Below are 14,630 nucleotides of genomic sequence, written 5' to 3' on the forward strand. Positions count from 1 at the left end.
TTCAGCAGAATAAAGAATTTTATCAGCTTTTGGTTACGATCTGGACAGTATTCCTTGCAACCTGTTTCAACAGCACCTCCTTGTCTTTTTCAAGACTTTTTATTGCTGAATCATCAAAATGACGAATTGTATAAAGAGATACCCCGGTCATATATTCTACTTTAAATCTGGCTTTTAAATGATTGATTAACTTCTCTAAGTTATTAAATTTATTATCAACACAAACAGAAAAACTAATTGCAGAATTCTGAATAAGATCCACTTTCATCTGATATTTGTGAAATAAATTGAAGATTTCACTAATGTTTTCTTCCACCATAAAGGAAAAATCCAGAGCAGAAAGTGAGATCATCACCTGATTCTTCTTTACGATAAAGCACGGCATGTGGGGTAGCAAGGTTTGTCCTTTACTAACTGCGGTACCTTCTTTCTCTGGATGTAAAAATGATCTTACGTAGAGCGGGATTTCCTTGCGTTGCAGCGGTTGTAACGTTTTAGGATGAATAACGGAAGCGCCGTAAAAAGCCAGCTCTATGGCTTCTTCATAGGAAATTTGATTCAGAAGAACAGTGTTTTCAAAAACTCTTGGATCACCATTTAGAACCCCGGGAACATCTTTCCAGATGGTAACGCTGGTGGCGTTAAGGCAATAGGCGAAAATTGCTGCGGTGTAATCGCTTCCTTCCCGCCCCAGTGTTGTGGTGAAATTGTTGCTGTCTGCTCCAATAAATCCCTGGGTGACACTAAGTGAATTTTGTGCGACAGACCTGACGATCTCCTCCTGGGTTTCTTCCCATTGAACCTGGGCATCCCTGTAGGTGCTGTCAGTTTTTACGAGGTTTCGTGCATCCAGCCACTGGTTGGGGATATTCATATTTTTTAGAAATTCACTTACTATAGTTGTGGAGATTAGTTCTCCATAACAAACCACCTGGTCGTAAACGAAATCATATTTCGTGGATTTATTATGGGAAAGGAAATTCTCCAACTCATTAAAAAAGGAACTTATCTTTGAATGAATACCTGCTTCCTTATTCTCAAAAAGATCAAGCAGGATCTTATGATGGTATTCCCTTACTTCATGCAGGCTGGTGCGGTAAGGCATCCCGGCTAAGTAATCTGCCACCACTATTTCTAGTGCATTGGTAGTTTTTCCCATTGCAGAAACCACGATAATTTTTTTTGCGTTTCCAGTCGTTTCCAGTACTTTCAAAACGTTTCTTACCCCGTCGGCATCTTTTACAGATGCTCCTCCAAATTTGAAAATTTCCATTAAATTTTTTCTATGAATTTCTTGATTCCTTCTGTGTCCATTTGAACTGTATACCAGTCTTTCAATATGTTTGCACCACTACGTGCATAAAAATCTATAGCATGCTGGTTCCATTCCAAAACTACCCATTCCACTCTTTTTAGTCCCTGTTCTTCAGCAAAAGTTATCACCTTTTTGTAAAGAGCGTTCCCGAGACCGGTTCCACGTTTTTCTTCCCTTACAATAAGGTCTTCAAGATGCAGGGTTCTGCCTTTCCAGGTAGAAAAGCGGTAATAAACCAAGGCCATTCCTTCTATTTTTCCATCTACTTCGGCTACGAAACAAGTAAACAATGGATTTTCTCCAAAACCTTCTTTTTCGAGGGTTTCGACGGTAGTTTCTACTGCATCGGGTTCGTTTTCAAAGGCAGCCAGTTCTTTGATAAGTTCCAGGACATCTGGCATGTCTGTTCTGGTGGCTTTTCGAATGTTGATTTCCATACTTGTTAGTTTGGAACAAAAATAGAAATTGATTTTAAGAATAAATTGACGAAATCGTTGTAGTGGTTTAAATTTATTTGGATTAGTTTTGCTCCGAAACCACATGTAACACCCAGAAATGGCGAAGAAAAACCAGACTTTAGGAGAATTTATAATAGAAAACCAGGCCGAATTTCCCTTTTCTTCGGGGGAGCTTTCCAGACTGATCAACTCCATACGACTGGCGGCAAAAGTAGTGAACCACGAAGTGAATAAAGCCGGACTTGTAGATATCACAGGTGCTGCGGGAGAAACAAATGTTCAGGGGGAAGACCAGCAAAAACTGGATGTATATGCCAATGAAAAATTTATCCAGACACTTACCAACCGCGAGATAGTCTGCGGAATCGCTTCCGAAGAAAATGATAATTTTATTACCATTTCGGGTCAAAAAGATGATCACCAGAATAAATATGTGGTCCTGATGGATCCCCTGGACGGAAGTTCAAATATTGACGTAAATGTTTCTGTGGGAACTATATTTTCTATTTACAGAAGGGTTACTCCTTTAGGGACTCCAGTACAACTGGAGGATTTCCTTCAGCCGGGGAGCAAGCAGGTGGCAGCCGGTTATGTTGTGTACGGGACTTCAACAATGCTAGTGTATACCACGGGACATGGCGTGAATGGATTTACACTGAATCCTGCACTGGGATCCTGGTACCTGTCACATCCAGATATGCAGTTTCCGGAACAGGGATCTATATATTCAGTAAATGAAGGAAATTATGTACATTTTCCGAAGGGAGTGAAAGATTACATTAAATATTGTCAGCAGGAAGAGGGGGACAGGCCTTATATTTCCAGATATATTGGCTCCCTGGTCTCAGATTTTCACCGTAATATGATCAAAGGCGGAATTTATTTTTATCCTACCACCTCAAAGGCACCCAAAGGAAAGCTGCGCCTGCTTTATGAATGTAATCCCATGGCTTTTATAGCCGAACAGGCCGGAGGAAAAGCCAGTGACGGCTTCAACAGGGTTCTGGACATTGAACCCACAGAACTTCATCAAAGAATTCCTTTCTTCTGCGGGAACAGGGAAATGGTTGAAAAAGTCGAAGAGTTTATGTCACGGTAAAAAAATACTGTCTAATGTAGATTCTATAAAGTAGTCAATCTGCATTAGACAATTTTCAGTATATCGATTATTTATTCAGCAAGTACAGGTAATCGTCAAAATCAATTTGTCCGCTAAAGATCTGTACAGATCTCTTAATAATGCCTTCTGCAGCAGCTGATGAAAACCCCAGTCCGATGGCATATCGCTTTACAAGTAATGCTTCTTCCTTATCGATCTGGTGGTCAGAAAATATAATTTTAAACAGGTCATGCAGGCGCTCCAGCCTTTTTTCTGAACTGTTATAACTGCTAAGAGGAAAAGAGGTAGGATTCTCCAGCACTTTAGAATATTCGTCCTCGCTAATATCCAGTTTTTGAGCAAAACGTTTCAGTTGCGCCTCTTCTTTAGGAGTAATATCCCCATCAACGGCTGCTAAATTTACAATAGAAGCAAAATGGCTCAAGTTACGCAGGTGCTCCCCATGCCCGAATAAATCTGAAAATGACATAATCCTTTTTTTACTCAAATATAAATAATCTCTCACAGTACAATAGTACTTTAATGTTTTTTTAGGTTTACCCCCTCCTAAAGTCGGGGTCGCGCTTTCCGCTTTTAGTCCTAACAGCCTTCCAGGCCTTTGGGAGCCAATCGCTGCAATCGCTTAAATAAACAGGTGTATGTTTTAATGTTTTCCTAATGCAGGAAATGCCCTGCACAAAAATCCCTAACTTTAGGGAACACCTTAAAATCGGAATGAAAGAACCCTTATTAGCATTTAACGAAAACGGAATTTACTGCGCACAGGCGGGGGTGTATCTTGACCCCTGGAAACCGGTGGAAAAAGCATTCATCACACACGGTCATGCCGATCATTCCCGCTGGGGGCACAAAAAGTACATCACTCACAACACAAATGTTCCTATCATTAAACACCGCCTGGGGGAAATAGAAGTTTCGGGAGTACATTATAACGAAACAATCACCGTCAACGGTGTCAAATTCTCATTCCATCCTGCAGGACATATCATCGGTTCTTCACAAATAAGAGTGGAGTACAAAGGAGAGGTATGGGTTTTTACCGGGGACTATAAAACCGAAGATGACGGCATTTCGGTTCCTTATGAACCTGTGAAGTGTAACGCCTTCATCACCGAATGTACGTTTGGTTTGCCGGCTTTTAAATGGCTTCCGCAGCAGCAGGTAATGAACGACATCAATACCTGGTGGCAACAAAATCGTGAAGCCGGAAAAACTTCCGTGCTCTTCGGGTATTCTTTAGGAAAAGCACAGAGATTGTTAAAATACCTGGATACTTCCATCGGAAAAATCTACACCCATGGCGCCATAGAGAATATGACAGAAGTATTGCGCCCGCTGGTGGATTTTCCGCCTACCACCCGCATCACAAGAGACGTGAAAAAGGACGAAATAAAAGGAAATATTGTGCTGGCACCACCAAGTGCTCACGGCAGCACCTGGATTAAAAAAATGGTACCCTACGAAACCGGAAGCGCCAGCGGCTGGATGGCTTTTAGAGGTGCCAGGCGACGAAGAGCTATCGACAAAGGCTTTGTACTTTCCGATCATTGCGACTGGCAGGGATTACTGGCATCCATCAAAGCCACAGGCTGTGAAAGAATCATCTGTACACACGGATATACCGAAATTTTTTCAAGGTTTTTAAACGAAATGGGCTACGATGCCCGCACCGCAGAGACCCAGTACGAAGGAGAACTGGCAGAGATGGACAGTAAAATTGAAGAAACGGACTAGATTAACATGAACGTCATCCTGAATTTATCTCAGGATCTTGATAAGGGGAGACGCAATCATCGTTCTGCAAAGAATAGCTGCCTCTCCTCGAAGAGAGGTCGCAGGAGAGGATGAGTGTAATTTTTTTTAAACGAAATTAAAAATCCTCTTTCCTTTGGAGAAGGCAGGGGAAAAGAATATGAAACAATTTGCAGAACTTATAAGAGCACTGGACAGCACCAACAAAACCACAGTAAAAGTGGCTGCTCTGACCGAATATTTCAGAATTGCCGAGGAAAAAGATAAGGTCTGGGCTATTGCCATTCTTTCCCACCGCCGGCCACCACGACCTGTGAATACCACGTTGCTGCGCACCTGGGCGAGCGAACTGGCTGATATTCCGTTATGGCTTTTTGAAGAGTCCTATCATATTGTGGGGGATCTGGCAGAGACCATTGCTTTGGTCATTCCGCCTTCTGAAGAGAATTCAGAGAAGAATCTATATCAGTTTGTTGAGGAAATGATCGTTCTCAAAAAACTGCCTGAAGCTGATAAAAAAGGATACCTGCATGAAAACTGGCTAAAGCTGAATTATTACGAACGCTTCGTTTTTTCAAAACTCATCACCGGAAGTTTTCGGATTGGAGTGAGTCAGAAGCTAATGACCCGTGCCCTCGCAAAAGCCACCGAAATTGATGAGGATGTGTTGGCCTACAAATTGATGGGCGACTGGGATCCTCAAAAAATATCTTTCAATAAGCTTATTTTAGAAGAGAATGAGGAAGATTATTTGTCAAAGCCTTATCCATTTTACCTGGCGTATGCACTCGAAGATACTATAGAAGATTTAGGAAATCCGCAGGAATGGAGTGCAGAGCATAAATGGGACGGGATCCGTTCGCAGGTCATTGTACGGAATAATGAGCTTTTTGTGTGGAGCCGTGGTGAAGAACTGGTTACGGATAAATATCCTGAATTTGAAGATTTTATAGGAACCATCCCAGACGGAACTGTGATGGACGGCGAACTTTTGCCCTTTTCAGAAGGAGAGATAGGGATTTTTAATGACCTGCAAACCCGCATCGGAAGAAAAAATATTTCCAAAGCACTTCTGAAGAAAACTCCGGTGATCCTGAAGGCGTATGATCTTCTGGAATGGAAGGGGGAAGACATCCGGCAGAAGCCTTTTCGGGAGCGGCGGGAACTTTTGGAGCAATTATACTCAGATGTGAAAAAAGAAGGTTTTCCGTTGCATCTATCGGAAACAATTTCCTTCAACAAATGGGAAGAAGCCATTGCTGAACGGGAGCGGGCAAGGGAAGTGAAGTCCGAAGGATTGATGTTGAAACGCTGGGATTCGCCTTATCTCGTCGGAAGAAAAAAGGGGGATTGGTGGAAATGGAAAGTAGAGCCGCTCACCATTGATGCCGTGCTCACCTACGCAATGCGCGGCCACGGAAGAAGATCAAATTTATTCACCGATTACACCTTCGCTCTCTGGGACGGCAAAGAACTGGTAACCTTCGCCAAAGCCTACTCGGGACTCACAGATGCAGAATTCCGGCAGGTCGATTCCTGGATAAAAAAGAACACCCTTGAACGTTTCGGCCCAGTCCGTAGTGTAAAACCGGAACTTGTTTTCGAGATAGCCTTCGAAGGCATTGCCGAATCTAAACGCCACAAAAGCGGAGTCGCCACCCGTTTCCCCCGCATTTTCAGATGGCGGCAGGACAAGAAAATTGAAGAAGCAAATACGCTGGAGGACTTGAAGGCGTTAGTGCCGCAGTAACCACCCCGTCCTCCGGAACCCCTCCTTAAAAAGGAGGGGGCTCTTTAATTGGAGCTAAATAAAGAAGGAACTATAATTAAACCTAAAAACCAAAAGCTCCTTCCCTTGCAAAGGGAAGGTGGCATTTTTAAAGCATGACGGAAGGGAAAACCACAAGAAAACCCACTTATGAAACGCAAAATCCATAACAAAAAAGAACTGGAGGCTTTCAGAAAGAAGCTCCGAAGTCAAGGTACTTTTGCCGAGGCTTTTCTGTGGGTTTATCTACAGCAAAGAAAGCTGGAAGGACGAAAATTTAGAAGGCAACATAGTATCGCAAATTTTATAGTTGATTTTTACTGTGCAGAGGAGAAGTTAATAATTGAACTTGATGGACTATATCACATGAATCCCACTGCAGAAGAAAAGGATGAAAGGAGAACTAAGATATTGGAAGGATTAGGATTTATAGTGATAAGATTTGAAAACAGAAGTGTGTTTGATAACTTGGATTGGGTGTTGGGGGAGATAAAAAGTAATTTTAAAAAAGAGTAAGAACGACTCCGTCCGCCAAAGGCGGCCACCCCTCCTTTTTTCAAGGAGGGGAACTTTTTAAAATATTAGTAAAATTTGAACTAAAAATTGAATTATTGCAAAAAACAAAAAATTCCTTCCCTTAACAAGGGAAGGTGTCTGGCGAAGCCAGACGGAAGGGGAAACCTATGAATAAAACAGAACTTTTAAACATAGCACAAACCTGGTTCAAAACCCAGAACTGGAAATCCTTCGCTTTCCAGAAACAAACCTGGAATGACTTTTTACAGGGAAAAAACGGGCTCCTTAACGCCCCCACGGGAAGTGGGAAAACCTATGCCCTCTGGATTCCCATCGTACTGGATTACATAAAGCAGAATCCTGATTATAAGACCAAACACAAACCGGGGCTGAAGGCCATCTGGATCACACCGTTACGGGCACTGTCGGTGGAGATCGAGCAGGCAGCGAATCGGTTTGCGCAGGAGATCGGTAGTAATTTAACAGTTGGCATCAGGACGGGAGATACTTCCCAGAAACTGCGGGCGGCTCAAAAAAAGCAAATGCCAGATCTGTTGATCACTACTCCGGAAAGCCTTCAATTGCTGCTTTCTTCTAAAGGTTATGATAAGACCTTTAAAAATCTCAATGCCATTGTAATTGACGAATGGCACGAATTGCTGGGAACGAAACGCGGTGTGCAGATTGAACTGGCGCTTTCAAGGTTGAAAAATGTTTCGCCAAAGATGAAGATCTGGGGAATTTCAGCAACCATCGGAAACCTTCAGCAGGCAAGGGAAGTGCTATTGGGACCGGATTCCGAAGCATTTAAGAATTCAGTTTTGATCAAAGCAGATCTTAAGAAAAAGATTACCGTCAAATCTATTATTCCGGAGAAAATGGAAACTTTTCCGTGGCGGGGTCACTTAGGACTGCACCTGCTGGATGAGGTGGTGCCGATTATCAGAAAAAGCAGAACGACACTACTTTTTACGAACACCCGATCCCAATGCGAGATCTGGTTTCAACGCATCCTTCAGAGATATCCCGAATTTGCCGGAGAACTGGCCATGCACCATGGAAGTATCAACAAAGAAACCCGTCTGTGGGTGGAGCAGGCAATCAGGGATGAACAATTAAAAGCCGTCGTAGCAACTTCAAGCCTGGATCTTGGGGTAGATTTTGCTCCGGTGGAAACTATTATTCAGATTGGTGGACCAAAAGGGGTCGCACGGTTCCTCCAACGGGCGGGGCGGAGCGGGCATCAGCCGGGGAAGGAAAGTGTCATCTATTTTCTACCCACCCACGCAATGGAATTGATAGAGGCTTCGGCTTTGCAAAAAGCGGCAAAAACAACAGCCGTGGAAGACCGGATTCCGTACCTCCAGAGTTTTGATGTGCTGGTGCAGTATCTAACCACCCTGGCGGTTTCCGATGGATTTTTTCCGAAGGAAATTTTTCCGGAAGTAAAATCCACCTTTTGTTACCAGGCACTGTCTGAAGATCAGTGGGAATGGCTGTTGAATTTCGTGACGAAGGGGAGCCAGACGCTGCAGGCTTATGATGAATACAAAAAAATAGAGATTGAAGAAAACGGACTTTTTAAGGTGAACAATCGTGCAATTGCCATGCGGCACCGGTTGCAAATCGGTACCATCGTGAGTGATGCCGTGCTGGCGGTGAAATATTTAAAAGGAGGATATATTGGTACGATCGAAGAATGGTTCATTTCAAAACTGAATCCGGGGGATGTTTTTACCTTTGCCGGGAAAAATCTCGAGCTGTACCAGATCAAGAATATGCAGGTGATCGTCAAGAAATCAAAGGTGAAGAATTCCCGTTTCCCCAGCTGGGCAGGTGGCAGGATGAGCTTTTCGGCGCAGATGAGTGAATTGCTCCGGGAGGAAATGTTCGTCGCTTCTGAATTATTAGATCCGGTCGTTACCCCGAGCGAAGTCGAGGGGTCTCTTATAGGACGAAAAAAAGGTTCCGTAGAACTACAGGCGCTATCCCATATTTTTCAGCGACAAAAGAAAGAAAGCATTATTCCTAAGAAAGATGAGTTTTTGATCGAAACTTTTAAAACAAGGGAAGGTTATCACACCATTTTTTATCCTTTTGAAGGCAGGTTTGTGCACGAGGCGATGGCAAGTTTGATGGCGTACCGCATCAGTTTGTTGGCTCCCATCACATTTTCACTGGCGTTCAATGACTACGGATTCGAATTGCTTTCCGATCAACAGATCGATATGCAACAGGTGTTTGACAATAACCTTTTTTCTGCGGAATATTTGATGGATGACCTTCAGAAAAGTTTAAATTCCACTGAAATGGCTCGTCGGAAATTCCGGGATATTGCAGTGATTTCAGGTTTGGTTTTTACCGGATTTCCGAATAAAATGATCAAAACAAAACATTTGCAGTCCAATTCTCAGCTGCTTTTCAGTGTTTTCAGGGATTATGAACCCGACAATTTATTGTTTCAGCAGGCGTTTAGGGAAACATTTGAGCATCAATTGGAGGAAGGCAGATTAATTATGGCGATGGAACGGATTTCGGAACAGAAAATGATCTGGAAACAATGTGAAAAACCAACGCCATTCGCTTTTCCAATCATTACAGACCGGATGCGGGAAAAATTATCTTCAGAAAAACTGGAGGATCGAATCAAAAAGATGATGGCACAATGGGGCGACCTGTAATTGCAATGACAAAAAATATTAATATTCTTGGGCAGACGTTCATTCTTCATCCTTCGGGAGGGATGTTTTGGGAGGAGGAAGATCTGCTGGTGATTAGCGATGTGCACCTGGGAAAGGTGGCGCATTTTAGAAAACACGGTAGCGCGATTCCGCAACTGGCTCTAAAAGGAAATTTTCTGAAACTGGATCTTGTGACCGGATTTTTTGATCCGAAGAAGATTATTTTTTTGGGGGATTTGTTCCATTCTTATATCAATTATGAATGGCAGCATTTCGATCAATGGATGCAGGATATTTCTGCTGAAGTTGTTTTAGTGGAAGGTAATCACGATGTGATTTCCCCTAAAAAGTATGAAGCGCTCGGCGTGAAGGTAATCCCGGAATTAATTATTGGAGACTTTCTTTTTACCCATCATCCGGAAGAAAGGGAGAACTGTTTCAATTTTTCGGGACACATCCATCCGGGAGTCAAAATCAACGGAATGGCGCGACAGCAGTTGAAACTGCCGTGTTTCTTCCGAAGACAAAATCAGATGATTTTACCAGCTTTTGGAGAATTCACCGGAAAGCATATCCTTGAACCGAAAGCTGGAGATGAGGTGTACGTGGTGACGAAGGAGGAGGTGATTTATCTCAATACTTAGACCGCTGCGCTTTTAGAACCAAGAGCCAAGATTTTTTTATATTTTTATAAAGCATATTATCTTGTAAGAATTCACCCGAAATTGTCTGAAGTTTCAAATGGTCTTGTAGAATTGGTTTTAGCCTGGCAGTGATGTTTTATTTAATTGAAAAGCCAGTTCTTTGCCCCACCCTGAACCATTCTAAAGAGAGAGAACCGACTTTTCATGGGGGCAATAGTTTTTAAATAACTAACTGCTCAAAATTTAAATTAAAAGTAGTCTTGATTCTTGACTCTTTCAGCGGAGTGGTCTTGCTACTTTTTTTAACTTTCCCTTAATTACTCCTCCTTTAGCTTTAACCTCAGAACTTCTTATCTTTGCACAAAATTCGATTTAATTGAGTAAATCTTCTATTGCCCAAAGCTTTGCACAGTCTGCACCACAGCAGCATCTGGCGAAAGCTCTCGCCCTGCCGCAAAATAAAATCCATTTAAAAGGCCTTGTCGGCTCTTCACTTTCATTTGTGATTGCAAATGCTTTTAAAGATTCTGAAAAGCCTTTCTTGCTGATTTTTAATGATAAAGAAGAAGCTGCATACTACCTGAATGATCTGGAACAGCTCATTGGGGAGAAAAATGTGCTTTTTTACCCTGGAAGTTATCGCAGACCATACCAAATTGAGGAAACCGACAATGCAAATGTACTTTTAAGAGCAGAGGTTTTAAACCGAATCAACTCCCGAAAGAAACCTGCACTTATTGTCACGTATCCCGATGCCCTTTTTGAAAAAGTGGTTACGAGGAAAGAACTGGAGAAAAACACATTGAAGATCAATGTGAACGATGAACTTTCTATTGATTTTGTGAACGAGGTGATGTTTGAGTATAAGTTCAAAAGAGTGGATTTTGTGACCGAACCGGGTGAATTTTCAGTTCGGGGCGGGATTTTGGATGTTTTTTCCTTCAGTAATGATGAACCTTACAGGATCGAATTTTTTGGGGATGAGGTGGAAAGCATCCGCACCTTTGATGTGGAAACACAGCTTTCTACAGACAAGGTGAAGAAAATCGCCATCATTCCGAATGTGGAACATAAGAGAACGGAAGAGCTCAGGGAGAGTTTTTTAAAATATATTTCTGATCAAACGGTCATTTTCACCAAAGATATGGAGCAGCTTTCTGCCCGTATCGACAAGCTCTTCAGTAAGGCCGAAGAAGCTTTTAAAGAACTTTCCGAAGAAGTAAAACACGGCACTCCCGAAGAATTGTTCAGTAATGCTGCTTTACTGAATGAGCAGATGCAGCAATATTCATTAGTGGAACTCTCTTCACGTCATCCTGAACTTGTTTCAGGGTCTTCTGGTACTGTACCTGAAGCTATAGAATTCCATACCAAACCACAACCTTCTTTCAATAAGCAGTTTGATCTTTTGATAGACAACCTGCGGGAAAATCACGAGGATGGCTATACCAACTATATTTTTTGCGTCAGTGAGCAACAGGCAAAGCGATTCCACGATATTTTTGATGATGTAGGCCAGGAAGTACATTACAAAACGGTGGTACTTTCTGTGTACCAGGGCTTCATTGATGAGGAGTCGAAGCAGGTCTGTTATACAGATCATCAGATATTTGAACGGTATCATAAATTCCATCTAAAGAACGGCTATTCTAAAAAGCAGGCGATCACCCTGAAGGAATTGACCAGCCTGGAAGTTGGGGATTATGTGACGCACATTGACCACGGAATCGGAAAATTTGGCGGACTGCAAAAAATTGATGTGGAAGGCAAAAAGCAGGAAGCTATTAAACTGATTTATGGAGAGCGGGATATTTTATATTTGAGCATTCATTCGCTGCACAAGATTTCCAAATACAACGGAAAAGATGGGAAACCACCGAAAATATATAAGCTCGGTAGCAACGCCTGGAAAAATCTCAAGCAGAAAACCAAAGCCCGTGTAAAACATATTGCTTACAACTTAATAGAGTTGTATGCCAAGCGCAGGCTGCAAAAAGGCTTCGGATTTGGCCCCGATAGTTATATGCAACACGAGCTGGAGGCCTCGTTTATTTATGAAGATACCCCCGATCAAAGCACCGCGACCGAAGCTGTAAAGGCTGATATGGAAAATGAACGCCCCATGGATCGCCTTGTGTGCGGGGATGTTGGCTTCGGAAAAACAGAGGTTGCGATTCGTGCCGCTTTTAAAGCGGTAGATAATGGAAAACAGGTGGCAGTACTAGTGCCAACCACGATACTTGCATTTCAGCATCACAAGACATTTTCTGAAAGATTGAAGGATTTTCCGGTGACGGTAGATTATCTAAACCGGTTTCGTACAGCGAAAGAACGACGGGACACGCTTGAAGATCTCGCCAATGGAAAAGTAGATATCATCATCGGGACGCATCAGCTGGTGAATAAGGCGGTGAAATTCAAAGATCTTGGGTTACTCGTTGTAGATGAGGAACAAAAATTTGGGGTTGCGGTAAAAGATAAGCTGAAAACCATTAAGGAAAATGTCGACACGCTTACATTGACGGCGACGCCAATTCCGCGTACGCTTCAGTTTAGTTTAATGGCCGCCCGGGATTTGTCTACCATTACAACTCCGCCGCCAAACAGGTATCCTATTGAATCTCATATTATTCGATTTTCCGAAGAAACCATTCGAGATGCTATTTCCTATGAGATTCAGCGGGGAGGGCAGGTGTTTTTCATTCACAATAGATTGGAAAACATTAAAGAAGTCGCCGGAATGATCCAGCGGCTGGTGCCCGATGCGAAGATCGGGATCGGTCACGGGCAAATGGAAGGAAAAAAACTGGAAACTCTAATGCTGAAGTTCATGAACGGCGAATTCGATGTGCTTGTCTCCACAACCATTATTGAAAGCGGACTCGACGTTTCAAACGCTAACACGATCTTTATCAACAACGCCAATAACTTCGGGTTATCTGATCTTCACCAAATGCGAGGAAGGGTAGGGCGAAGCAACAAAAAAGCTTTCTGTTACTTTATTACGCCGCCATTTTCGGCAATGACTGAAGAGGCACGGAAACGAATGACAGCCCTCGAACAATTCAGCGAGCTGGGCAGCGGATTCAATATTGCCATGAAGGATTTGGAAATTCGTGGCGCAGGTGACCTTTTGGGAGGTGAACAAAGCGGATTTATTAATGAAATAGGATTTGATACCTATCAAAAGATCCTCAACGAAGCCATTGAAGAACTGAAGGAAAATGAATTTAAAGAACTTTATTCAGATCAGGTTTCTGAAGATAAGGAGTACGTAAAGGATACCCAAATCGACACTGATTTTGAATTACTTTTCCCAGATGATTACATCAATAGCATCACCGAACGCCTGAATCTTTATACGCAACTCAACGATCTCAAGAACGAAGAGGAACTTCGAAAATTCGAAGCCGACCTGGTAGACAGGTTTGGGGAATTACCCACCGAGGCAGAAGATCTGTTGAACAGTGTAAGGATTAAATGGATCGCAGCAAGTGTTGGACTTGAAAAGATAGTGATGAAGCAGGGAAAAATGATTGGATATTTTATTGCAGATCAGCAATCGAGTTTCTACCAAACTAAAGCTTTTACACGAGTATTGCAATATGTGCAAACGCATCCGCATACTTGCACTATGAAAGAAAAGAAAACCCGCTCGGGATTGCGGTTGTTGCTCACTTTTGAAAAAGTCACTTCTGTAGATAGGGCGTTGAAGGTATTGAAGCCGCTGGATACTAAAGTAGCGGTGGAAGCATCTTAATCGCAAAGAGGTTCAAAAAATATTCAAAAATATCCCAGATTTTTGAATCTGTGAGTCCTTTAAATTAGTCTTTATGCCTAATTGAAAATTCTAACGAATCGGGCTCATTTGTAAGGGTGTCGATCATCTCTACCGATGCTTTTTGTAGGTTGGTTTCTTGCTTTTCAAAATGGCTCTGGGGATTTTCACCTGTTGCTACGAGTAAAAGTTTAACTGCGACGGTTACGAGAAAGCTATTCATCAGTGAGAATTATTAGTGTTAATGATTTGTTAATAGCGAAACTACTGATAATGAATAGATTCACCTGAAAAAAACCCGTACATATTTTACGGGTTTTCTAAAAAAGCTTTGATAATGAATGATTTCAAAAAGAACATTACCGGCTTTGAGGAATTCTTAAATTTCTGTTATCCTTTTTTGAATTTGATATTCTATGACCTTCTGAATAGAGATTCTTCATCAAAAATGATGTTATTTGATGATATCTTATTTTAATAGAATTGAGGGTGTTATTTAATATTTATTTTTAACATTTAAATTCCGAATTTTTCTACTTCAAGTAAAGGCTGTCTGGAATTTTCTGCGATATTTGTTGTACTTATTAATTCAAAATTC

At 42.1% G+C, this 14,630-nt stretch carries 11 protein-coding genes; 7 read left to right on the forward strand and 4 right to left on the reverse strand.

The window, feature by feature from the left end; all coding sequences use genetic code 11:
- Positions 1-22: 22 nt before the first annotated feature.
- Both IE056_RS00150 and IE056_RS00155 read right to left on the reverse strand, forming a co-directional pair.
- Positions 23-1,273 (reverse strand): aspartate kinase, encoded by a 1,251-nt coding sequence (locus tag IE056_RS00150; protein ID WP_189602599.1) that lies wholly within the window; start codon positions 1,271-1,273, stop codon positions 23-25.
- Entirely contained in the window at positions 1,273-1,752 is a 480-nt protein-coding gene (locus tag IE056_RS00155; protein ID WP_189602600.1) for a GNAT family N-acetyltransferase, read from the reverse strand. Before IE056_RS00155 ends, IE056_RS00150 begins: the two co-directional genes overlap by 1 nt.
- 118 nt (positions 1,753-1,870) lie before the next feature.
- Between IE056_RS00155 and fbp the strand changes: the two genes are divergently transcribed.
- Positions 1,871-2,872 carry a class 1 fructose-bisphosphatase gene (gene fbp, locus IE056_RS00160; protein ID WP_189602601.1) on the forward strand — a complete coding sequence of 334 codons (1,002 nt, stop codon included), beginning with the start codon at positions 1,871-1,873 and terminating at the stop codon, positions 2,870-2,872.
- A gap of 67 nt (positions 2,873-2,939) precedes the next feature.
- Here the strand turns inward: fbp and IE056_RS00165 are convergent, their stop codons facing one another.
- The gene (locus tag IE056_RS00165) at positions 2,940-3,362 is read right to left on the reverse strand and encodes a tellurite resistance TerB family protein (protein WP_189602602.1); all 423 of its coding nucleotides are present in this window, start codon (positions 3,360-3,362) and stop codon (positions 2,940-2,942) included.
- 245 nt (positions 3,363-3,607) lie between these two features.
- On the opposite strand from IE056_RS00165, the gene IE056_RS00170 reads away from it, so the two are divergent.
- The 6 genes from IE056_RS00170 to mfd all read left to right on the forward strand — a co-directional run bounded on the left by IE056_RS00170 (position 3,608) and on the right by mfd (position 14,014).
- Positions 3,608-4,627 carry a ligase-associated DNA damage response exonuclease gene (locus IE056_RS00170; protein ID WP_189602603.1) on the forward strand — a complete coding sequence of 340 codons (1,020 nt, stop codon included), beginning with the start codon at positions 3,608-3,610 and terminating at the stop codon, positions 4,625-4,627.
- Positions 4,628-4,805: 178 nt separating this feature from the next.
- Positions 4,806-6,395, forward strand: a complete 1,590-nt coding sequence (locus IE056_RS00175) for an ATP-dependent DNA ligase (RefSeq protein ID WP_189602604.1) — start codon at positions 4,806-4,808, stop codon at positions 6,393-6,395.
- Positions 6,396-6,563: 168 nt separating this feature from the next.
- Positions 6,564-6,929, forward strand: a complete 366-nt coding sequence (locus tag IE056_RS00180; protein WP_189602605.1) for an endonuclease domain-containing protein — start codon at positions 6,564-6,566, stop codon at positions 6,927-6,929.
- A 167-nt stretch (positions 6,930-7,096) separates the two neighbouring features.
- Complete coding sequence (locus tag IE056_RS00185) at positions 7,097-9,610, forward strand: ligase-associated DNA damage response DEXH box helicase (RefSeq protein WP_189602606.1); 2,514 nt, start codon at positions 7,097-7,099, stop codon at positions 9,608-9,610.
- Complete coding sequence (gene pdeM / locus IE056_RS00190; protein WP_229793600.1) at positions 9,595-10,254, forward strand: ligase-associated DNA damage response endonuclease PdeM; 660 nt, start codon at positions 9,595-9,597, stop codon at positions 10,252-10,254. Before IE056_RS00185 ends, pdeM begins: the two co-directional genes overlap by 16 nt.
- A 376-nt stretch (positions 10,255-10,630) precedes the next feature.
- Positions 10,631-14,014: a transcription-repair coupling factor gene (mfd, locus tag IE056_RS00195; RefSeq protein WP_189602607.1), complete on the forward strand. Its 3,384-nt coding sequence runs from the start codon at positions 10,631-10,633 to the stop codon at positions 14,012-14,014.
- Positions 14,015-14,078: 64 nt separating this feature from the next.
- Here the strand turns inward: mfd and IE056_RS00200 are convergent, their stop codons facing one another.
- Entirely contained in the window at positions 14,079-14,255 is a 177-nt protein-coding gene (locus IE056_RS00200; protein WP_189602608.1) for a hypothetical protein, read from the reverse strand.
- Positions 14,256-14,630 lie beyond the last annotated feature (375 nt).

The organism is Salinimicrobium marinum (assembly GCF_014651535.1).
Classification (GTDB): Bacteria; Bacteroidota; Bacteroidia; order Flavobacteriales; family Flavobacteriaceae; genus Salinimicrobium; species Salinimicrobium marinum.

Excerpts from the sequence above, each read along its gene's own strand:
- pdeM (WP_229793600.1), top strand. The coding sequence starts at position 9,595 with ATGGGGCGACCTGTAATTGCAATGACAAAAAATATTAATATTCTTGGG.
- IE056_RS00200 (WP_189602608.1), bottom strand. The coding sequence starts at position 14,255 with ATGAATAGCTTTCTCGTAACCGTCGCAGTTAAACTTTTACTCGTAGCA.
- fbp (WP_189602601.1), top strand. The coding sequence starts at position 1,871 with ATGGCGAAGAAAAACCAGACTTTAGGAGAATTTATAATAGAAAACCAG.
- IE056_RS00155 (WP_189602600.1), bottom strand. The coding sequence starts at position 1,752 with ATGGAAATCAACATTCGAAAAGCCACCAGAACAGACATGCCAGATGTC.
- IE056_RS00170 (WP_189602603.1), top strand. The coding sequence starts at position 3,608 with ATGAAAGAACCCTTATTAGCATTTAACGAAAACGGAATTTACTGCGCA.
- IE056_RS00180 (WP_189602605.1), top strand. The coding sequence starts at position 6,564 with ATGAAACGCAAAATCCATAACAAAAAAGAACTGGAGGCTTTCAGAAAG.
- IE056_RS00150 (WP_189602599.1), bottom strand. The coding sequence starts at position 1,273 with ATGGAAATTTTCAAATTTGGAGGAGCATCTGTAAAAGATGCCGACGGG.
- IE056_RS00165 (WP_189602602.1), bottom strand. The coding sequence starts at position 3,362 with ATGTCATTTTCAGATTTATTCGGGCATGGGGAGCACCTGCGTAACTTG.
- IE056_RS00185 (WP_189602606.1), top strand. The coding sequence starts at position 7,097 with ATGAATAAAACAGAACTTTTAAACATAGCACAAACCTGGTTCAAAACC.
- IE056_RS00175 (WP_189602604.1), top strand. The coding sequence starts at position 4,806 with ATGAAACAATTTGCAGAACTTATAAGAGCACTGGACAGCACCAACAAA.